Origin of the sequence: Streptococcus sp. 27098_8_148 (assembly GCF_041432105.1) — a bacterium.
Taxonomy (GTDB): domain Bacteria; phylum Bacillota; class Bacilli; order Lactobacillales; family Streptococcaceae; genus Streptococcus; species Streptococcus parasanguinis_AE.
Genome location: NZ_JAPVYY010000019.1, coordinates 1 through 20,015 on the forward strand (window position 1 = coordinate 1; position 20,015 = coordinate 20,015).

General features: G+C 40.3%; 19 protein-coding genes and 1 rRNA gene. 17 read left to right on the top strand and 3 right to left on the bottom strand.

What is annotated here, in order from left to right; genetic code table 11:
• Nucleotides 1-171: 171 nt before the first annotated feature.
• The gene (locus O3646_RS10230) at nt 172-654 is read right to left on the bottom strand and encodes an S-ribosylhomocysteine lyase (protein WP_024054576.1); all 483 of its coding nucleotides are present in this window, start codon (nt 652-654) and stop codon (nt 172-174) included.
• A 234-nt stretch (nt 655-888) separates the two neighbouring features.
• Between O3646_RS10230 and O3646_RS10235 the strand changes: the two genes are divergently transcribed.
• From O3646_RS10235 to O3646_RS10295, 13 genes are all read left to right on the top strand, one after another.
• Nucleotides 889-2,496 (top strand): ribonuclease Y, encoded by a 1,608-nt coding sequence (locus tag O3646_RS10235; RefSeq protein ID WP_049492366.1) that lies wholly within the window; start codon nt 889-891, stop codon nt 2,494-2,496.
• 107 nt (nt 2,497-2,603) lie between these two features.
• Entirely contained in the window at nt 2,604-3,236 is a 633-nt protein-coding gene (gmk, locus tag O3646_RS10240; protein WP_049516131.1) for a guanylate kinase, read from the top strand.
• 25 nt (nt 3,237-3,261) lie between these two features.
• Entirely contained in the window at nt 3,262-3,576 is a 315-nt protein-coding gene (gene rpoZ / locus O3646_RS10245) for a DNA-directed RNA polymerase subunit omega (protein WP_003010339.1), read from the top strand.
• A gap of 64 nt (nt 3,577-3,640) precedes the next feature.
• Nucleotides 3,641-6,049: a primosomal protein N' gene (locus tag O3646_RS10250; RefSeq protein WP_371610842.1), complete on the top strand. Its 2,409-nt coding sequence runs from the start codon at nt 3,641-3,643 to the stop codon at nt 6,047-6,049.
• Between the two features lie 11 nt (nt 6,050-6,060).
• On the top strand, nt 6,061-6,996 hold the full coding sequence (gene fmt / locus O3646_RS10255; RefSeq protein WP_049486053.1) for a methionyl-tRNA formyltransferase: 936 nt from the start codon (nt 6,061-6,063) through the stop codon (nt 6,994-6,996).
• The gene (rsmB, locus tag O3646_RS10260; protein WP_371610843.1) at nt 6,986-8,299 is read left to right on the top strand and encodes a 16S rRNA (cytosine(967)-C(5))-methyltransferase RsmB; all 1,314 of its coding nucleotides are present in this window, start codon (nt 6,986-6,988) and stop codon (nt 8,297-8,299) included. The genes fmt and rsmB overlap by 11 nt, the downstream gene beginning before the upstream one ends.
• 21 nt (nt 8,300-8,320) lie before the next feature.
• On the top strand, nt 8,321-9,061 hold the full coding sequence (locus O3646_RS10265; protein ID WP_021154558.1) for a Stp1/IreP family PP2C-type Ser/Thr phosphatase: 741 nt from the start codon (nt 8,321-8,323) through the stop codon (nt 9,059-9,061).
• Nucleotides 9,058-10,926: a Stk1 family PASTA domain-containing Ser/Thr kinase gene (pknB, locus tag O3646_RS10270; RefSeq protein WP_371610844.1), complete on the top strand. Its 1,869-nt coding sequence runs from the start codon at nt 9,058-9,060 to the stop codon at nt 10,924-10,926. The genes O3646_RS10265 and pknB overlap by 4 nt, the downstream gene beginning before the upstream one ends.
• Nucleotides 10,927-11,045: 119 nt before the next feature.
• Entirely contained in the window at nt 11,046-11,741 is a 696-nt protein-coding gene (gene liaF / locus O3646_RS10275; protein WP_049483467.1) for a cell wall-active antibiotics response protein LiaF, read from the top strand.
• Nucleotides 11,738-12,754: a sensor histidine kinase gene (locus O3646_RS10280; RefSeq protein ID WP_368385769.1), complete on the top strand. Its 1,017-nt coding sequence runs from the start codon at nt 11,738-11,740 to the stop codon at nt 12,752-12,754. Before liaF ends, O3646_RS10280 begins: the two co-directional genes overlap by 4 nt.
• On the top strand, nt 12,751-13,383 hold the full coding sequence (locus O3646_RS10285; protein ID WP_049507122.1) for a response regulator transcription factor: 633 nt from the start codon (nt 12,751-12,753) through the stop codon (nt 13,381-13,383). Before O3646_RS10280 ends, O3646_RS10285 begins: the two co-directional genes overlap by 4 nt.
• Nucleotides 13,384-13,427: 44 nt before the next feature.
• The gene (locus tag O3646_RS10290; RefSeq protein WP_021154563.1) at nt 13,428-14,828 is read left to right on the top strand and encodes a bifunctional Cof-type HAD-IIB family hydrolase/peptidylprolyl isomerase; all 1,401 of its coding nucleotides are present in this window, start codon (nt 13,428-13,430) and stop codon (nt 14,826-14,828) included.
• Nucleotide 14,829: 1 nt separating this feature from the next.
• Entirely contained in the window at nt 14,830-15,195 is a 366-nt protein-coding gene (locus O3646_RS10295) for a S1 RNA-binding domain-containing protein (protein WP_070464853.1), read from the top strand.
• Nucleotides 15,196-15,245: 50 nt separating this feature from the next.
• Here O3646_RS10295 and cysK read toward each other — a convergent pair whose 3' ends face one another.
• Both cysK and O3646_RS10305 read right to left on the bottom strand, forming a co-directional pair.
• Nucleotides 15,246-16,169: a cysteine synthase A gene (gene cysK / locus O3646_RS10300; RefSeq protein WP_003004014.1), complete on the bottom strand. Its 924-nt coding sequence runs from the start codon at nt 16,167-16,169 to the stop codon at nt 15,246-15,248.
• 122 nt (nt 16,170-16,291) lie between these two features.
• Nucleotides 16,292-16,933 (bottom strand): YigZ family protein, encoded by a 642-nt coding sequence (locus tag O3646_RS10305; RefSeq protein ID WP_003003791.1) that lies wholly within the window; start codon nt 16,931-16,933, stop codon nt 16,292-16,294.
• Nucleotides 16,934-16,988: 55 nt separating this feature from the next.
• Here O3646_RS10305 and O3646_RS10310 point away from each other — a divergent pair, with 55 nt between their 5' ends.
• The 4 genes from O3646_RS10310 to O3646_RS10325 form a co-directional block, all read left to right on the top strand.
• Nucleotides 16,989-18,287 carry a DEAD/DEAH box helicase gene (locus O3646_RS10310; RefSeq protein WP_070674487.1) on the top strand — a complete coding sequence of 433 codons (1,299 nt, stop codon included), beginning with the start codon at nt 16,989-16,991 and terminating at the stop codon, nt 18,285-18,287.
• Nucleotides 18,284-18,949 (top strand): ComF family protein, encoded by a 666-nt coding sequence (locus O3646_RS10315; RefSeq protein ID WP_070674484.1) that lies wholly within the window; start codon nt 18,284-18,286, stop codon nt 18,947-18,949. Before O3646_RS10310 ends, O3646_RS10315 begins: the two co-directional genes overlap by 4 nt.
• A gap of 81 nt (nt 18,950-19,030) precedes the next feature.
• A complete protein-coding gene (gene hpf / locus O3646_RS10320; RefSeq protein WP_003010301.1) occupies nt 19,031-19,573 on the top strand; it encodes a ribosome hibernation-promoting factor, HPF/YfiA family in 543 nt (180 codons plus the stop codon).
• Nucleotides 19,574-19,883: 310 nt separating this feature from the next.
• Nucleotides 19,884-20,015 (top strand): 16S ribosomal RNA (locus tag O3646_RS10325); the annotation flags it as partial.

The window sequence follows — 20,015 nt, forward strand, 5'->3', positions numbered from 1 at the left end:
AAATCGGTAATTCGTTAGAATTCGATTTCGTTGTCCCACCTCCGCACAGTTGAGTAGGGCTGTAAAAACTGATGAAATCAGCGTAGTAGAGCCCACTCAACCACTGCGTCTTGCTCGACAATCCAAAAATAATTGAGAGGCTAGGACTTTTGTCCCAGCCTCTTTTTCGTATTAAACAAGATGACGCTCAAATGGATCATCTGAGATTCCTTGATCTAGAATCAAGCGACACCATTCTTTGGCTGAGAAGAGGCTGTGGTCCTTGTAATTTCCACAAGACTCAATGGTTGTGCCTGGGACATCCTCCCAAGTGCTGACTGATGCAATTTCTTCTAAAGATTCTTTAATCACTTTAGCAATTTCCGTACTCGAATGCTGTCCCCACATGATCATATGAAAACCGGTGCGACATCCAAATGGGGAACAATCAATCATACCATCGATGCGTTTGCGAATAAGCATTGCAAGAAGGTGCTCGATCGTGTGGAGACCTGCCGTTGGAATCGCATTTTCATTGGGCTGCACCAGACGAATATCGAAGTTAGAGATGATGTCTCCTTTGGGTCCAGTTTCTTCCCCAATCAAGCGTACATAGGGAGCCTTCACAGCTGTGTGGTCCAATTCAAAACTTTCAACAATTACTTCTTTTGTCATACTCAAATCCTTCTTTGTTTTTCTTGATTATAGCATAAAAAAGCAGATTCAACAAAGTGGAAATAAATGAATGTCTCACAGAGGTTCCATGAAAGAAAAGTCGATAAAAGAACAAGCGTTAAGCAAAAATATAAAAGGTTTTTCCTGTTTTTTTAGATTGTTAATTTTAGTAATTTATGGTAAAATGTAATAGAATTTTTAATTCAACTAATTAAATAGATTTGGGGTAAAAGCATGAATTTTGTTATTACAGGTGTTTTTGCCGCGGTCATTGGTTTAGTCATTGGATATGTGGGAACTGCTCTTAAAATGAAAGCTTCAAAAGAAGCTGCGGAACTCACCCTTTTGAATGCTGAACAAGAAGCAACGAATTTACGTGGACAGGCTGAACGCGAAGCCGATTTAATTTTAAAAGAGGCGAAGCATGAGTCAAGTTCACTTAAAAAAGAAGCACTTTTGGAGGCAAAGGAAGAAGCCAGAAAATATCGTGAAGAGGTCGATGCTGAGTTTAAGTCAGAACGACAAGAATTGAAGCAATTAGAAAGCCGTTTGGCAGAACGTGCTAGCAATCTTGATCGCAAAGACGACATTTTAACAAGCAAAGAACAGTCTCTTGAACACAAAGAGCAAAGTCTTACAGATAGAACTAAACACATTGATGCGCGTGAACAACAGCTGGAAGAGCTTGAACACAAGAAAGTAGAAGAACTGGAACGTGTCGCTGCTCTAAGTCAAGGAGAAGCGCGTGACATTATTTTGAGTCAGACGGAAGAGCAACTTTCAAAAGAAATTGCCTCACGGATTCGTGATGCTGAATTGGAAGTGAAAGAACGTTCTGATAAAATCGCAAAAGACATTCTCGTGCAAGCTATGCAGCGAATGGCAGGTGATTTTGTTGCTGAGCAAACAAACTCAACCGTTCATTTGCCGGACGATAGTATGAAAGGTCGGATTATCGGTCGTGAAGGTCGCAATATTCGTACCTTTGAGAGTTTGACAGGTGTCGATGTGATTATTGATGATACGCCTGAAGTGGTGACCTTGTCAGGGTTTGATCCGATTCGTCGTGAAATCGCCCGCATGACAATGGAGAGCCTTCTCAAAGATGGTCGGATCCATCCAGCCCGTATCGAAGAGCTGGTTGAGAAGAATCGTCAGGAAATTGACAACCGGATTCGTGAATACGGTGAGGCGGCTGCCTATGAAATTGGTGCGCCAAACCTCCATCCAGATTTGATGAAAATCATGGGACGGTTGCAATTCCGTACTTCTTATGGTCAAAACGTTTTGCGTCACTCCATTGAAGTTGCCAAACTTTCTGGTATTATTGCTAGCGAGTTGGGTGAAAATGCTACCTTGGCACGACGTGCAGGATTCTTACATGATATCGGTAAAGCGATTGACCGTGAAGTGGAAGGAAGTCACGTCGAGATTGGAACTGAATTGGCACGGAAGTACAAGGAACACCCAGTGGTGGTCAATACTATTGCCAGTCACCATGGAGATGTGGAACCTGAAAGTGTTATCGCAGTCATTGTCGCTGCAGCTGATGCCTTGAGTGCGGCTCGACCTGGAGCACGAAGTGAGTCACTTGAAAGTTACATCAAGCGTTTGCAAGATCTTGAAGAAATTGCAAACAGCTTTGAAGGAGTTAAGACAAGTTTCGCCCTTCAAGCAGGACGTGAAATCCGTATTATGGTGAGTCCTGAGGCAATCAAGGATGATAAAGTGACGATCTTAGCTCATGATATTCGTGAGAAGATAGAGTCAAATCTTGAATATCCTGGAAACATTAAGGTTACCGTTATTCGAGAATTGCGTGCAGTAGATTACGCAAAATAAACGAAAAGCTTGAGATCTAGCATCTCAAGCTTTTTGAATGAAAAAAATCAGTTGAAAATTAGGCCGATTTTTGTTACACTAGATAGAAAGACATTGAAGGAGAAATCATGGCGGATCGTGGCTTATTAATTGTATTTTCTGGCCCTTCAGGGGTTGGAAAAGGAACGGTCAGACGAGAAATTTTTGAAAACTCGGACAATCAGTTTCAGTATTCTGTATCGATGACGACGCGTGCACAACGTCCAGGTGAAGTGGATGGTATCGATTATTTTTTCCGTACACGTGAAGAATTTGAAGATTTGATCCGTCAAGGGCAAATGTTAGAGTATGCTGAGTACGTTGGAAATTACTATGGGACTCCTTTAACTTATGTGAATGAAACCTTGGACAAAGGAATTGATGTATTCCTTGAAATTGAAGTTCAAGGTGCGCTCCAAGTAAAGAAAAAAGTGCCAGATGCAGTTTTTATCTTCTTAACCCCGCCTGATTTGGATGAATTACAAGATCGATTAGTGGGACGCGGAACAGATAGTGCAGAAGTCATTGCGCAACGGATTGAAAAAGCAAAAGAAGAAATCGCCATGATGCGTGAATATGACTACGCAATTGTGAACGATGAAGTTCCTCTTGCTGCTCAACGTGTCAAACGTGTGATCGAAGCAGAACATTTCCGTGTAGACCGTGTCATTGGGCATTATCTGGATATGTTACCAAAAACACAAACTATTGTGAAGAGATAAATAATTAGAAATTAGGTATAGGAATATGATGTTAAAACCTTCTATTGATACATTGCTTGACAAAGTACCCTCAAAATACTCATTGGTCATACTTGAGGCAAAACGGGCCCACGAATTGGAAAGTGGTGCAGTGCCAACTCAAGAATTCCAATCGGTCAAATCAACATTACAAGCGCTTGAAGAAATCGAGTCAGGAAACGTAGTTGTTCACCCGGATCCAGAAGCAAAACGTGAAGCGCTTCGTCGTCGGATTGAAGCAGAGCGAATCCGCAAAGAAGAAGAAGAGCGCAAAATTAAGGAACAAATTGCCAAAGAAAAAGAAGATGGTGAAAAAATTTAAGGTTGGGGGCTTCTCAATCTTATTTTTTGCTATTTAAAGGGTTCCGTGATAAAGTAAAGCTCATATGATAGAGGCTGGAGGTGAAAAAGTGATAGCAAAAGTCATCGTAGATGTCCCATTGATGCAGACAGATAAACCCTATTCTTATCAGATTCCATTAGAATTTGAGGATATGGTGGAGGCAGGTATGCGAGTTCATGTCCCCTTTGGTAAAGGGAATCGCCTCATTCAAGGGATTGTGGTAGATGTTTTAGAAGAGGCAGACACAAGCGAGGAATTAAAAGCGATTGTGGAGGTCTTGGATTACACTCCGGTCTTAAATCAAGAGCAGTTCTGGTTGGCAGATCAATTACGAAAAAGTGTTTTTTCTTATAAGATTACGATTTTAAAAACCATGCTTCCTTCTCTCCTCAATTCGAGTTATGATAAGATTTTGTATCCTCAACCTTCTTTAGATCCAACTCTCAAAGTGAAACTTTTTGGTGAAAAAAATGAAGTTTCTTTTTCTTCTCTAGATGCGGCCGATCAAGCCCAAGTGATGCGGTTGGTCAGAAAAGGAGATTTGGTACTTGAATACAAGGCCAAGGATAAGAAACAAATTAAAACAGAAAAATGGTATCGCGTTAACCAGGAAGGATTAAAAGAACTTCAACCATCAGCGAGAGCTAAAAAAAGGCTAGCATTGAAAGAGCGCCTGTTACTAGAGCAAGGGGAGCAACCCTTAGCGGGATTGTATCAGGATTTTTCACGAGAAGTAGTGGCTTATTTTATTGATCAGGGTGTTTTAGAAATTACAGAACGAGAAGTGAATCGGGCGGCTGCATATTATGAAGGCAAAGAGCAGACCCAGGCTCTGCTTTTAAATTCAGAGCAAGCAAAAGCTGTCGAAACAGTAGTTTCTCAAATTGGGAAAACATCAAAGCCTTTTTTATTAGAAGGTGTGACTGGAAGTGGGAAAACAGAAGTTTATCTGCAGATTATTCAAGAAGTTCTAAATAAGGGGAAAACAGCTATTATGTTGGTTCCTGAGATTTCCTTGACGCCACAGATGACGGATCGCTTTATCTCTCGTTTTGGCCAGGAAGTAGCTATTCTACACTCGGGCTTATCAAACGGTGAGAAGTATGATCAATGGCGAAAAGTTGAACGTGGGGAGGCCAAGGTAGTCGTTGGAGCGCGCTCAGCCATCTTTGCTCCTTTAAAAAACATCGGAGTCATTATCATTGATGAGGAGCATGAGGCATCCTATAAACAAGATAGTAACCCACGCTACCACGCAAGGGAAGTCGCAGTCCTAAGGGCTCAGTACAATCAAGCAGTCTTGCTTCTTGGATCTGCTACACCAAGTTTAGAATCACGGGCACGTGCAACAAAAGGAGTTTATGAATTAATTCGTCTGACCCAGCGGGCTAATCCGGCAGCTAAAATTCCAGAAGTTAAAGTCGTTGATTTTCGTGATTATATTGGCCAAAATGAAGCTGGTAACTTCACTCCGGTTCTAGTGGAGGCTATTGCTGATCGCTTGCAGAAAAAAGAGCAGGTTGTCTTGATGTTGAACCGCCGTGGTTATTCCAGTTTTGTCATGTGTCGCGAGTGTGGAACTGTAGATACTTGTCCCAATTGTGATATCTCACTGACCCTCCACATGGATACTAAAACCATGAACTGTCATTATTGTGGCTATAGCAAAGCGATTCCTCGACACTGTCCAAATTGCCAAAGTCCTTCCATTCGTTATTACGGGACAGGAACACAAAAAGCTTATGATGAATTACAAGAGATCTTTCCTGAAGCTAAAATTCTGCGCATGGATGTGGATACCACTCGAAAAAAGGGGAGCCACGCAGCGATATTAGATGCTTTCGGGAATGGAGAAGCGGATATTTTGTTAGGGACGCAAATGATTGCGAAGGGGTTGGATTTTCCAAATGTGACGTTAGTGGGTGTCTTGAATGCGGATACTTCTTTAAATTTACCGGATTATCGATCCTCAGAGAGAACCTTTCAACTCTTGACTCAGGTGGCAGGAAGGGCCGGACGAGCAGAGAAAGAAGGAGAGGTTATCATTCAGAGCTACAACCCCAATCATTATGCGATTCGATTTGCCAAAGACCAAGATTATGAAGGCTTTTTTGCCTATGAAATGCAAATTCGCCGGCAGTTAGGCTATACGCCTTATTACTTCACAGTTGGGTTAACCCTATCCCATAAGAGTGAGGAAATTGTGATGGAGAAGTCACATCAGGTTATGGAAATCCTCCGTTCTGGCTTATCCGATCAGGTCCAAATCTTAGGACCAACTCCTAAACCAATTGCACGCACACATAATTTGTATCATTATCAAATCATTGTGAAATATCGTTTTGAAGAAGGCATGACTCAGGTCTTGAATCAAATCTTAGAATTTACACAAGAAAGAGGCAACCAAGATCTCCGTGTCAGTATTGATAATGAACCTCAAAGTTTTATGTAAGGAAGAAAGAAATGACAAAATTAATTTTTATGGGAACGCCTGATTTTTCAGCGACGGTTTTAAAGGGATTGTTAGCAGATTCGCGCTATGAAATTTTGGCAGTTGTGACGCAACCGGACCGCAAAGTAGGTCGCAAAAAAGAGATTCGAATGACCCCAGTGAAGCAGGTAGCTTTGGAACATCAACTACCGGTTCTTCAGCCGGAGAAATTATCGGGTAGTCCAGAAATGGAAACTCTCTTATCCCTAGATGCAGATGGAATTGTGACCGCTGCTTTTGGACAATTTTTACCGACAAAATTGTTGGAGAACTTCCAATTTGCGGTGAATGTCCACGCGTCTTTATTGCCTAAATATAGAGGTGGAGCTCCCATTCACTATGCCCTGATCAATGGTGATGAAGAAGCTGGAGTTACAATTATGGAAATGGTCAAGGAAATGGATGCCGGAGACATGATTGCAGCTCGTTCTCTCCCAATTTTAGATGAGGACAATGTGGGAACTTTGTTTGAAAAATTGGCTGTTCTTGGACGTGACTTACTCCTAGATACTTTGCCAGCTTACCTGGCAGGGGAGATCAAGCCAAGTCCACAAGATCCAAGTTTGGTCACATTTTCACCGAATATTTTACCGGAAGAAGAGGTTTTGGACTGGACCAAAACCAATCGCCAAGTCTTTAATCAGATCCGAGGGATGAATCCTTGGCCGGTCGCTCATACGTTATTAAATGGGCAACGCTTTAAAGTTTATGAAGCAGAGCTATGCGAAGGAAATGGAAATCCAGGAGAAGTGATTGCTTTGAGCAAAAAAGAGTTGCTGGTAGCTGCTGGAGAAGGTGCACTGTCCCTTAAAGTTGTGCAGCCAGCAGGAAAACCTAAAATGTCTATCACAGACTTTTTGAATGGCGCGGGTCGTCAATTGAAAGTAGGAGATCACTTTGGAAGTTAAACAAATGAATGCGCGTGAACAGATCGTTCGAGTGTTAGAAGAGGTTTTTGAGCAGGGAGCTTATTCTAATATTGCCCTAAATCAAGCGTTAGAACACTCTCAACTTTCAGATAAAGATAGAAGCTTTGTTACGGAAGTTGTTTACGGTACTGTAGCACGAAAGATAACACTCGAGTGGTATCTCGCCCACGTGATTGAAGACCGGACGAAATTAGATCCTTGGCTCTATTATCTTTTGATGATGAGTTTGTATCAACTTGTCTATTTAGACCGCATTCCCGATCATGCCATCGTCAATGAAGCTGTCCAGATAGCAAAACGTCGTAAAGAAGGCAGTGAGAAGTTTGTCAATGCTATTCTTAGAAAGCTCCTCCGCGAGGGGCTACCAGCTGTTGATACGATCAAGCGAAAGAACAAACGTTATTCGGTAGAGTATTCCCTACCTGTATGGTTGGTCAAAGCATTGATCGAAGAATACGGTGAAGAACGTGCTTGCGCTATTTTTAAGAGTCTCTATCAGCGTAATAAATCCAGTATTCGTGTGATTGATCTGGACGAAAAAGAAGAGTTGGCTCAGCTACTCGAAGCAACCTCCTCTCTACTTGCTCCGTCCGCTCTCGTGAAAGAACAGGGACATTTTGCAGCGCATTCCTTGTTCAAAGAAGGGCGCATTACTATTCAAGACGAGTCCAGTCAATTGGTGGCACCGGCTTTGGATTTGCAAGGAGATGAGTGGGTTTTAGATGCCTGTGCGGCGCCAGGTGGAAAGACGACTCACCTGGCTTCTTATCTCACAACTGGGAAAGTCACAGCCTTGGATCTCTATGACCATAAGCTCAAATTGATTCAAGAAAATGCTAATCGGCTCCATGTTGCGGACAAAATTTTGACAAAGAAGTTAGATGCGACAAAAGTCTTTGAAACATTTGGACCTGATGCTTTCGATAAAATTTTGGTGGATGCGCCTTGTTCAGGGATTGGTTTGATCCGGAGAAAGCCTGATATCAAGTACAATAAAGAGAGTGCAGATTTTGTATCTTTACAAGCTATTCAATTGGCCATTCTGGATAGTGTTTGTCAAAGTGTGCGTAAAGGTGGTATAATAGTGTACAGTACGTGTACAATTATGGGTAAAGAGAATTTTGAAGTGGTGGACCAATTTTTGAAAAACCATCCAAATTTCGAACAAGTCCCATTGGATCACGAAAGAAAAGATATTCTTAAAAATGATTGTATCCTTATTACACCCGAATTATATGGAAGCGACGGCTTCTTTATCAGTCGTTTTAAGAGAATCTCATAATATCAGGAGGAAACTGACAGTATGGATATTACGATCTTAACCGATGTAGGTCAAAGACGGACAAATAACCAAGACTATGCAAATCAATATAAAAACAAGGCAGGAAAATCTATGGTTTTACTTGCTGATGGTATGGGAGGACACCGTGCCGGAAATATTGCTAGTGAAATGGCAGTCACAGATCTAGGTGCGGCTTGGGTTTCTTCTGAGATCGAGACGGTTAATCAAGTACGGGAATGGTTTGCAGAACATTTAGAAGCTGTGAACCGTCGGATCCATTTAGCTGGGCAAGATGATGAGCACAAAGGAATGGGAACTACACTGGAAGCTTTGGCTTTTGTAGAAGGACAAGTGATTTATGCCCATGTTGGAGATTCGCGGATTGGCCTCATTCGTCAGGGCGAATACCAGCAGTTGACCAGTGATCATTCTCTTGTAAATGCTCTTTTGCGAGCAGGTCAAATCACAGAGGAAGAAGCAGCCCATCATCCTCAACGTAACATCATCACTCAGTCCATTGGCCAAAAAGATGAGTTGGAGCCGGATTATGGTTTGGTGACGGTTGAAGCAGATGATTATATTTTGATCAATAGTGACGGTTTAACTAATATGATTGGCCCGGATGAAATCAGAGATATTGTCTTGAGTGATGTTTCACTGGAAGAAAAAGCTCAAACCTTGATTCGTTTTGCCAATAATGCTGGAGGCTTGGATAATATCACTGTTGTACTGCTCCACTTTACTGAGGAGGACGCAGCATGATTCAAATCGGCAAAATTTTTGCCGGGCGATATAAAATCATCCAACAAATTGGACGCGGCGGGATGGCAGATGTTTATCTTGCGCGTGATTTGATTTTAGATGGGGAAGAAGTTGCAGTCAAGGTACTGCGTACGAATTACCAGACGGATCCCATTGCAGTTGCGCGTTTTCAGCGTGAAGCAAAGGCGATGGCAGAGCTGGACCATCCAAATATCGTTCGGATTACAGATATTGGCGAAGAAGAAGGACAACAATACCTTGCAATGGAATATGTTGCAGGTTTAGACTTGAAACGCTATATCAAAGAAAATGCTCCTTTATCAAATGAAGAAGCTGTTCGTTTGATGGGGCAGATCCTTCTAGCTATGCGTCTTGCCCATACGCGTGGCATTATCCATAGAGATTTAAAACCACAGAATGTCCTCTTGACACCAGATGGAACAGCAAAAGTTTCAGACTTTGGGATTGCAGTGGCCTTTGCAGAGACTAGTTTGACCCAGACCAACTCGATGTTGGGGTCGGTTCATTATTTGTCCCCTGAGCAGGCGCGTGGTTCAAAAGCTACGGTGCAAAGTGACATCTACGCTATGGGAATCATTTTCTATGAGATGTTGACAGGACACATTCCTTATGATGGAGATAGTGCAGTCACAATTGCTTTGCAGCATTTTCAAAAGCCACTCCCATCTATTCGTGAAGAAAATAAGAATGTTCCACAAGCTTTAGAAAATGTAGTGATCAAAGCGACAGCTAAAAAACTGACGGATCGCTATAAATCAGTGGCAGAGATGTATGTGGATCTTTCAAGTTGCTTGTCCTATGAGAGAAGAAATGAGAAAAAACTGGTTTTTGAAGACCAAGCGAAAGCTGATACAAAGACTCTTCCAAAAGTGAGTCCAACTCCAAAAACGGCTCCTGTTCCAATCTCTGAGGTACGCAGTGAAACCAGTTCGGTAGATCCTAATCGACCATTATCTGACCAGCAGACCATGGCACCAAGTAAAAAGCCAAGAAGACGCTTGCGGGCGCGCTACAAGGTCTTGTTTGTTGCCATTGCCCTAGTTCTTGCTGCCTTTACTTTCTTGTTGTATATGAGCCCAGCCAATAAAACCGTTCCAGATGTTTCCGGCAAAACCATTGCCGAAGCTAGAGCGGTTATTGAGGGACAAGACCTTCAAGTCGGTGAAGAGAAAGAAGAGTACAGTGATTCGGTTGCAGAAGGCTATGTCATTCGAACCAATCCAAATGCAGGGGCCCAAAAGAAAGAACAAAGTCGAATTGATTTGATTGTTTCAAAAGGACCAAACAGCTTTGAAATGCCAAATTACGTGGGTGAAACACGGGCAAAAGCAGAAGAAGATTTGAAAAATACTTATAAAGTATCAAGCAAAATGATCACGATTGAAGAAGTTGAGACCTTCGATTATGCTGCAGGGACAGTTCTTGAACAAACTCCAGCTCCAGGAGAGCAATATTCTCTGAATTCAAAAACTAAGATTGTTTTGAAAGTAGCGAAAGAAACGACTTCAATTGAAATGCCAAACTATGTTGGATCAACTTATGATTTTGCTAGAAGTAATTTGATTGAGATCTATGGTATTAAAGAAGCCAATATCGAATTAAGAAAAACAGAACATCTCCCTGATGGAGTATCTGTTTCTGCAGGTCAAATTGTCAGTCAAACTCCAGAAGTTTCGAGTACGGTGGATATTAACCGAACACGAATTGTTTTGACTGTATATGAGCCTAAAGTGACAGCTTCTTCAAGTACGAAAGCCTCATCAAGTTCTGATACATCTAGTTCATCCTCTGGTGAACGATCAGATACAGAAAGTTCAAGCAGTAGTGCAACTAGTGGAGATTAATAAATCAGTCTAAGACTCAGATGGATTTCTGGGTCTTTTTGATTGTCTGCTATTATCCAACCACAGACGGAAGTCAAATGAGGAAAAATTTGATAAAATAGGAAAAGATGAGGTAGACTATGTGGAAAATACAAATTTTTATTTTCGTTGAAGCCGTTTTGTTAACATTAGCAGCGATCACCATTTTATCAATCGATTTTTCCAGATTTGTTGTCTTGATGGTTCTCTTTTTGCTCCTTTTGTATTACTATTTTGGCAAACAAAAAGCGAATTTTCTATTAATCGCGCTGAGTGTGCTATTGTTTTTTATCGTGATGCTGAATCCTTTTGTGATTGCAGCCATTTTATTTGCGGTGGTTTATGGTTTATTGATTGCTTACCCTTATATGTATAAGGAAAATAAAGCCGTTGTGTTTGATGTTGAAGAGGATACGAAAATTCGTCAGGAAAAAACTCGATGGATTGGTGATTTACAACATTTTTCAAAGCAAAGTCGAGGGTATCGAGATCTGAATGTAATCCGAGTTTTTGGAAATGACACCCTCCATTTAGAGGAGGTAGCCATTTGCAATTGGGACAATGTAGTGATCATTCGGAAAGGGTTTGGAAATACAAAAATTATCTTACCGATTGATTTGGAATTGCATTTACAAATTAACACCCTGTATGGAGATCTGAAGTTTTTAGATCTTCCTGTCCGTAAAATGAGGAATGAAACCATAGACATTGAAACGGCACATTATCGGAGATCGCACCGTTCTATAAAAATTGTGTTAGTTGGTATTGTTGGGGATGTTGAGGTGATTCGCGCATGAAGAAATTAGACTATCTCCTATTGTATTTCTATTCCCTAATGGTGGTTGCGGTCATTTGTCATACCATTTTCCATTTTGTTGGTTTTCAGTGGGGCAAACTTCTCTCAGATCTTTCCTTGCTTCAGTCATTCCTATTTTTGGTTTTTAGTCTGACGCTTGCATTGACGGCTTTGGTTGTCTTAATTATTAAAATCACGCAATTTGTAACGGTTCATGCAGTACAACAAAAGGTAGAATCTATCTTGACTGCTTCACAGCGAAAAGAAATTGCCCCTAAAGAATTGAATCAACAGTTAGATTTATTGGACAGCAAATTGCTTCGACTAGAAGAAAATTTACAAAAAAGTGAAAATCGTGTGATGCGAAATGAGGAAGAAATTGTGGAAATCGAGCGTAAGAGAATTGCGCGTGATCTACATGACACGGTTAGTCAAGAATTGTTTGCAGCCAATATGATTTTATCTGGCGTAGCAGCGCAGGCCCTTGAGTTAGAGAAAAGTCAAATCCAGCAGCAACTAAATGGTGTATCGGATATTCTAGGTACAGCCCAAAATGATTTACGCGTCTTGCTCCTACATCTTCGTCCTACAGAATTGGAAGGAAAAAGTTTGGTAGAAGGGATGGAGATGATTTTTAGAGAATTGAAGGAAAAGAGTAACCTAACAGTTGTCTTCCATCATAATGACGTGAGTATTCCAAAAAATATGGAAGAACATCTATTTCGGATCGTCCAAGAAATTGTCAGCAATACCTTGAAACACGCTAGAGCTCAACAAATAGATGTCTTTTTGCATCAGGAAGGAAAACAACTTCATTTACGGATGGTAGATGATGGAATCGGCTTTGAGCAGGAAAAATTGGAACGATTGAGTTATGGGTTGAAAAATATTCAAGAACGTGTTGAAGACATGGCGGGAACCATTAAAATAAGAACGAGTCCTCAAAAGGGAGTGGCTGTAGATATTCGTGTTCCCCTCCTTGTAAAAGAGAAAAATGAAAAGGAAACTGTATGAAAGTATTATTAGTAGACGACCATGAAATGGTCCGATTGGGATTGAAAAGCTTTTTGTCCATGCAAACCGATATTGAGCAAGTCTTAGAGGCGAAAAATGGGCATGAAGGGGTGGACTTGGCGCTGAAAGAAAGACCAGACGTCATCATCATGGATATTGTGATGCCAGAGCTAAATGGAATCGATGCGACTCTAGCCATCCTAAAAGAGTGGCCGGAAGCTAAAATTGTCATTTTGACGTCTTATTTAGATAACGAAAAGATTTACCCTGTCTTAGATGCTGGTGCAAAAGGGTATATTTTAAAGACCTCGTCAGCAACTGAGATCTTACAGGCTGTCAGAAAGGTTGCAAAGGGAGAATTTGCAATTGAGACAGAAGTTAGTCAAAAAGTTGAGTCACGAAAGAACCATGCTGAATTGCATGATGATTTGACAGCTAGAGAACGAGATATTCTGGCTTTATTGACGAAAGGATATGAAAATCAACGAATAGCAGATGAACTCTTCATTTCTTTAAAAACAGTGAAGACCCATGTCTCCAACATCTTATCGAAATTAGAAGTCAGTGATCGGACGCAAGCAGTCGTCTATGCCTTTCGACACCATCTGGTGAATCAAGAAGATTTTTAAAAGGAAACATGCTATAATAGAGCGTGATCATAAGGGGGAGACAAGTGGACGCAAAATTACGTTATAAAGCCAAAAAAGTTAAAATTGTCTTTTTTGATATTGATGATACATTACGTGCAAAAGAAACAGGATTGATCCCAGAATCTGTCAAAGAAGTCTTTCATCAGTTGAAAGAAAAAGGAATCCGAACAGGGATTGCAACCGGTAGAGGGATTTTTGGGGTTGTTCCTGAAATCATGGACTTAAAGCCTGATTTTTTAGTAACCTTAAACGGTGCCTATATAGAAGATACAAAAGGAACTGTGATCTACCAATCACCAATCAATGAAGCAATCGTTTCTTCTTTTGTGGATTGGGCCAAAGAATCCGAGATTGATTATGGGTTAGTAGCTAGTCATCAAGCTGCCCTGTCTAATCGGACACCCTTGATCAGTGATGCTATTGACATCATTTATCCAAACTTACCAGTAGATCCAGATCTGCATTTGAAAGAACCTATTTTCCAAATGTGGACCTTTGATGAACAGGATAGTGAGCTAGAGTTACCCCCTTCTTTGCAAGAGAACTTGCGCCTAGTTTCGTGGCATCCCCATTCATCAGATGTTGTTCGCTTTGAAGCTTCAAAAGCTTCAGGAGTTTCTCATCTTGTAAATCATTTGGGCTTGAAGCCAGAGAATGTTTTAGTATTTGGGGATGGATTAAATGATCTAGAACTGTTTGATTACGCTGGAATTAGTATCGCAATGGGAAAATCTGCTCCAGAGTTACAAGAAAAAGCTGATTATATCACTAAGAATTTAGAAGAAGATGGCATATTCTATGCCCTAGAGGAGTTAAATATGGTTGAAAAAGAATTGACATTACCACAGTTAGAACTTGCTACGGTTGACGGTCCTGTCGCTGTGATCAAAACCAATCACGGTGAGATGAACATTCAATTGTTCCCGGATCAAGCGCCAAAAACAGTTGCAAACTTTGTAGCTCTTGCTAAGTCTGGCTATTATGATGGTGTCATTTTCCATCGGATTATTAAAGATTTTATGATCCAAGGGGGAGATCCAACAGGCACAGGTATGGGTGGTGAATCCATCTATGGGGAGAGCTTCGAAGACGAGTTTTCAAAAGAATTGTACAATATTCGCGGAGCCCTTTCGATGGCAAATGCTGGACCAAACACAAATGGCAGCCAATTCTTTATTGTACAAAATCAACATCTTCCATATTCGAAAAAGGAATTGGTCCGCGGTGGCTGGCCTGAAAAAATCGCAGAAATCTATACGACAGAAGGGGGAACTCCTCACCTAGATCAACGTCATACAGTATTTGGTCAATTGATGGATGAAGCTTCTTTTGCTGTGTTGGATGAGATCGCGGCTGTTGAGACAGGGATGATGGATAAGCCAGTAGAAGATGTCGTGATTGAAACCATCGAAATTGAGGACTAATATGAGAATTGGAGATAAGTTAGAAGGAACCATCACAGGAATTCAACCTTACGGCGCCTTTGTCGAACTAGAGTCGGGTGTGACGGGCTTGATTCATATCTCAGAGATTAGAAGTGGTTATGTAAGTAATATTCAGGATATTCTGTCGATTGGGGAGAAGGTCTTTGTCCAAGTCATCGATGTTGATGAATATTCTAAGAAAGCTAGCCTCTCTCTGAGAACACTAGAAGAAACACCACAACGAAGTATTCGACACCATCGTTTTTCAAATGACCGCTACAAGAGTGGTTTTGCGCCCTTAGCTCAACAGATGCCGACCTGGGTTAAAGAAGGAAAGGTATTCTTTAGCAAACAAGAAAAGAAATAAAAACTTCGATAGGTTGATGAAACCTATCGAAGTTTTTTTGATATAGAGAATTATTCAAATTCGTAAAGGGTAGTAGAAAGATAACGTTCTCCATTATCTGGTGCAAGAGCAAGAACTTTTTTACCGCTACCCAATTCTTTTGCGACTTCAATAGCAGCATAGATAGCAGCTGCGCTTGAGATACCGACTAAGAATCCTTCAGCTCCACCGATAGCGCGTGCAAGTTCGAAAGCTTCTTCTGAAGATACGCGACGAACACCATCATATGCATTAGTGTCTAAAGTATTTGGGATAAAACCAGCTGAAATCCCTTGGATTTTATGTGGTCCAGGTTTTTCGCCAGAAAGGACTGCGGATTCATTGGCCTCAACGGCATAGACTTTGACAGCAGGATTATTCTTTTTCAAAGTATGAGAAATACCAGAAACAGTACCACCAGTACCAACACCTGCGACAAAAGCATCTAAACCATCTTTTCCAAAGGCATCAACGATTTCTTGTCCTGTTGTTCTTTCATGTACCTCTGGGTTAGCAGGGTTTTCAAATTGAAGAGGAAGGAAGCCATTTCTTTCTGCAGCGATTGCTTCAGCTTTAGCGATAGCGCCTTTCATTCCTTCACTTCCAGGAGTCAAAACGAGTTCAGCTCCATAGGCTTGGATGATTTTACGACGTTCCACACTCATGGTTTCAGGCATGACAATCACAACTTTGTAGCCTTTAGCTGCGCCGACCCATGACAAGCCAATCCCTGTGTTCCCACTAGTTGCTTCGACAATGGTATCACCTGGTTTGATCAAGCCATCCGCTTCAGCTTTTTCAATCATGCTCAAAGCAATCCGGTCTTTAACAGATGATCCAGGATTGAAGGCTTCGAGTTTGACATAGACATCTGCAGCTCCTTCAGGAACAAGACGGTTCAATTTGACAATCGGAGTGTTCCCAATCAATTCTGTAATATTTTCATAAATAGCCATAATATACCTCAGTTCTAGGTTTTCTTGATACTAACAAGTATAGTCTCTTGCGAGAAGAATGTAAAATATAGAAATTTTATGGGTGTGATAAAAAAAAACTATCGTTGCCGATAGTATTTTAATTATTTTTCTACAGAAAGTAGGGGTACTTCAACCTCACGAATTCCTTGGTCCTCAATAATGACTTTGCCATTGTAAAATTCGACTAAAGCTGCTGTGATAGAACTTGTGTTTTCTTTATCTACAAAAATAGTTGTCATCACCTGATCTGTAAACATCGGATCTTGTTCCGCCAATTGATGGTCTTTTAAGAAATTAGCAAATTCTTGGTATTGGGAGTAAGAAAGTGTGATCCCAAGAACCACTTGCTCTTTGATTTCTACCAGTCCAATTTCTCGAACTGCTTGTGCAACACTTCCAGCATAAGCACGAATCAGACCGCCAGCGCCTAATTTAATACCTCCGAAATAGCGGGTAACCACGACACAACTATTAGTGATGCGATGATTCTCCAAAACTCCTAACATCGGTACCCCAGCGGTTCCACTAGGCTCTCCATCGTCACTGGTCCGTTTGATGTCACTTTGTTCCCCAATGATGAAAGCAGAGCAGTTATGCGTAGCCTTATAGTGTTCCTTTTTGATGGCATTGATAAAATCTCTAGCTTCCTCTTCAGAGGAGACTCGCTTGACATGACAAATGAATTTTGATTTTTTGATTTCTTCTTGAACAGTGCCGTTCTCTTTAAATGTAACATATTCCATATTCTTATTTTACAAAAAAAGAATGATTTTCTCCAACTTTTGCGAATTAATAAGTATGAAGATAGAAGATTCTTATGGAAGACTCTTAACGGAGAGTCAAATGACAAATGATCTGAAAGAAATTGCCCAAGAACTTCCAGCTATGGAAAAACAGAATGGAAGGTACCAATGTTTTCGATGTGGCAGTTTGATTGATCAAAAACTTTGGAAGTTGAGTGAGGAGGTGCTGTATTGTAGAGCCTGTATCCAATTGGGAAGGATCCGGAGTGATCAAAAACTTTATGCTATTGCACAGCGAGACTTTGAAGGACAGGAGGTGTTAAACTGGAAGGGAACCTTGACTTCCTATCAACAAGAGGTATCTGAAGGACTTATCCAAGCAGTTAAGGCAGGAAAACATGCCTTGGTACATGCTGTGACAGGAGCTGGAAAAACAGAAATGATGTATCAGGTTGTAGCAACAGCGATCAAGGCAGGAAAAACAGTCTGTATTGCTACCCCAAGAATCGATGTCTGTATAGAATTGTACGGAAGGATGAAGGAAGATTTTTCCTGCCCCATCTCTTTGCTTCATGGAGAATCGGAACCCTATTTTAGAACACCCTTGGTGATCGCTACAACCCACCAATTGCTAAAGTTTTATCAGGCCTTTGATCTCCTTATTATAGATGAAGTAGATGCTTTTCCCTATGTAGACAATCCAATCTTATATAAAGCAGCTCAGAATGCAATAAAAAAAGAGGGGAATACCCTATATTTAACAGCAACCTCTACAGATGAGTTAGATAAAAAGGTCAAGAAAAAAGAAATCATTCGTTATAGCCTTCCAAGAAGATTTCATGGGAACCCACTAGTGGTCCCTGAAATAAAATGGGTGCCGAAAATTAGAGAAAAAATAGAAAAAGGAAGAATCCCTTACCAACTATTGCAACTGATCAAGAAACAAAGACAAACTCACTACCCATTGTTAATCTTTGTATCTGAAATAGAATTAGGACAACAATTCACTGAGAACTTAAAAAAATACTTTCCCAAAGAAACAGTAGGTTTTGTATCCTCACAGACAACAGACCGTCTACGAATGGTAGAAGAGTTTAGAAACAGAGCCATAACCATGCTAGTCTCTACAACAATTTTAGAAAGAGGAGTGACTTTTCCGTTTGTAGATGTCTTTGTTTTAGAAAGTAATCACAAATTATTTACTAAAAGTGCTCTCGTACAAATTTCAGGAAGGGTCGGTCGAAGTAAAGAAAGACCAACAGGTAAACTACTTTTTCTATCAGATGGCATAACACGAGAAATGAAGAAAGCGATCAAAGAAATAAAGGAAATGAATCAGGAGGCTGGATTTTGAAAGAATGTTTGCTTTGTACGAAAGAGTTGAAAACTGGTGAACATTTCACAGACCTTATTTTTATGAATCAACAAGAAGAATGGATTTGTAAAGAATGCAAAGAAGACTTCGAACAAATTGGCGAAATCCATTGTCCTAGATGTTATAAAGATAAGGAGGAGAAAGTATGTAAAGATTGCGAATACTGGATACAAAAGGGGAATATGGTCGAACATGAAGCATTATATAGATATAATACAGCAATGAAGGACTATTTCAAGCGATATAAATTTGAAGGCGATCGTTTATTAGGAATGGTATTTTCAAGTGACCTCAAAAAAGCCTTGAAAAAGTATAAAAGCTATACGATAATACCGACTCCAATCAGCCATGAAAAAAGGCAGGAAAGAGGATTCAATCAAGTATCAACTATACTAGATTTTGCAGAGATAAAGTACAGCAGTGTCTTCCAAAAAGAAGACACTTTAGCCCAATCAAAAAAAACAAGAGAAGAAAGATTAAAAACCTCTCAGCACTTTCAATTAAAAGGAGAAATTTCAGGAAAGCAGAAATATCTAATCTTCGATGATATCTACACAACGGGCAAAACAATCGAATTAATGAAGCGCCTACTAATTGAAAAAGGTGTGAAAGAAATAAAGACATTTTCAATCGCAAGGTAAAAAAAGATTTGCAAAAACTTTATGAAAGCGTTATAATATACATATAAATAAAAACATAATGTTTAGAAAGTAGGTACTAATATGATTAAATATAGTATCCGTGGTGAAAACCTAGAAGTAACAGAAGCCATTCGCGACTATGTCGTTTCTAAACTCGAAAAGATTGAAAAATATTTTCAGGCAGATCAAGAGCTAGACGCTCGAGTAAACTTAAAAGTTTACCGTGAAAAGACCGCAAAAGTAGAAGTGACCATTCCGCTTGGATCTATCACACTTCGTGCAGAAGATGTCTCTCAAGATATGTACGGTTCAATTGATCTGGTTGTGGATAAAATTGAACGTCAAATTCGTAAGAATAAAACAAAAATCGAAAAGAAAAATCGTATTAAATCTGGTGCAGGTAAATTGTTTACCGATGCAGTTGTAGAAGAAGCAGCAACCACAGAAAAAGTTGTTCGCTCAAAAACAATTGATCTAGAACCAATGGATTTAGATGAAGCGATCCTTCAAATGGATCTATTAGCACACGATTTCTTCATTTATCGTGATGCAGAGGATAACACAACAAATGTGATCTACCGTAGAGAAGATGGAGACATCGGTCTATTGGAAGTAAAAGAATAGAGATCAAAAAAGAGATCGAAAACATCAATTAATTATAGAGGAATCAGGAGCATTTATGCTCCTGATTTTTTTATATAAACCAAAAAAGTAAAAAAACTTTCAAAAAAATAAAATTTTTTGGAAAAAAGTGTTGACAGTAAGAGTAGGTCATGATATACTAATATAGTTGTCGCGCGAGAGCGACAAAGACCTTTGAAAACTGAACAAGACGAACCAATGTGCAGGGCGCTATAACTAAGGTTATAGTAACTGAACAATAAAAAAACAATAAATCTGTCAGTGACAGAATGAGTTTAAGACAAACAATTATTTTAATGAGAGTTTGATCCTGGCTCAGGATGAACGCTGGCGGCGTGCCTAATACATGCAAGTAGAACGCTGAAGCTTGGTGCTTGCACCGAGCGGATGAGTTGCGAACGGGTGAGTAACGCGTAGGTAACCT

Bases quoted from the DNA above. Each gene is read 5' to 3' on its own strand.
- O3646_RS10230 (WP_024054576.1), bottom strand. From the start codon at position 654: ATGACAAAAGAAGTAATTGTTGAAAGTTTTGAATTGGACCACACAGCT.
- O3646_RS10235 (WP_049492366.1), top strand. From the start codon at position 889: ATGAATTTTGTTATTACAGGTGTTTTTGCCGCGGTCATTGGTTTAGTC.
- gmk (WP_049516131.1), top strand. From the start codon at position 2,604: ATGGCGGATCGTGGCTTATTAATTGTATTTTCTGGCCCTTCAGGGGTT.
- rpoZ (WP_003010339.1), top strand. From the start codon at position 3,262: ATGATGTTAAAACCTTCTATTGATACATTGCTTGACAAAGTACCCTCA.
- O3646_RS10250 (WP_371610842.1), top strand. From the start codon at position 3,641: ATGATAGAGGCTGGAGGTGAAAAAGTGATAGCAAAAGTCATCGTAGAT.
- fmt (WP_049486053.1), top strand. From the start codon at position 6,061: ATGACAAAATTAATTTTTATGGGAACGCCTGATTTTTCAGCGACGGTT.
- O3646_RS10265 (WP_021154558.1), top strand. From the start codon at position 8,321: ATGGATATTACGATCTTAACCGATGTAGGTCAAAGACGGACAAATAAC.
- pknB (WP_371610844.1), top strand. From the start codon at position 9,058: ATGATTCAAATCGGCAAAATTTTTGCCGGGCGATATAAAATCATCCAA.
- liaF (WP_049483467.1), top strand. From the start codon at position 11,046: ATGTGGAAAATACAAATTTTTATTTTCGTTGAAGCCGTTTTGTTAACA.
- O3646_RS10280 (WP_368385769.1), top strand. From the start codon at position 11,738: ATGAAGAAATTAGACTATCTCCTATTGTATTTCTATTCCCTAATGGTG.
- O3646_RS10285 (WP_049507122.1), top strand. From the start codon at position 12,751: ATGAAAGTATTATTAGTAGACGACCATGAAATGGTCCGATTGGGATTG.
- O3646_RS10295 (WP_070464853.1), top strand. From the start codon at position 14,830: ATGAGAATTGGAGATAAGTTAGAAGGAACCATCACAGGAATTCAACCT.
- cysK (WP_003004014.1), bottom strand. From the start codon at position 16,169: ATGGCTATTTATGAAAATATTACAGAATTGATTGGGAACACTCCGATT.
- O3646_RS10305 (WP_003003791.1), bottom strand. From the start codon at position 16,933: ATGGAATATGTTACATTTAAAGAGAACGGCACTGTTCAAGAAGAAATC.
- O3646_RS10310 (WP_070674487.1), top strand. From the start codon at position 16,989: ATGAAGATAGAAGATTCTTATGGAAGACTCTTAACGGAGAGTCAAATG.
- hpf (WP_003010301.1), top strand. From the start codon at position 19,031: ATGATTAAATATAGTATCCGTGGTGAAAACCTAGAAGTAACAGAAGCC.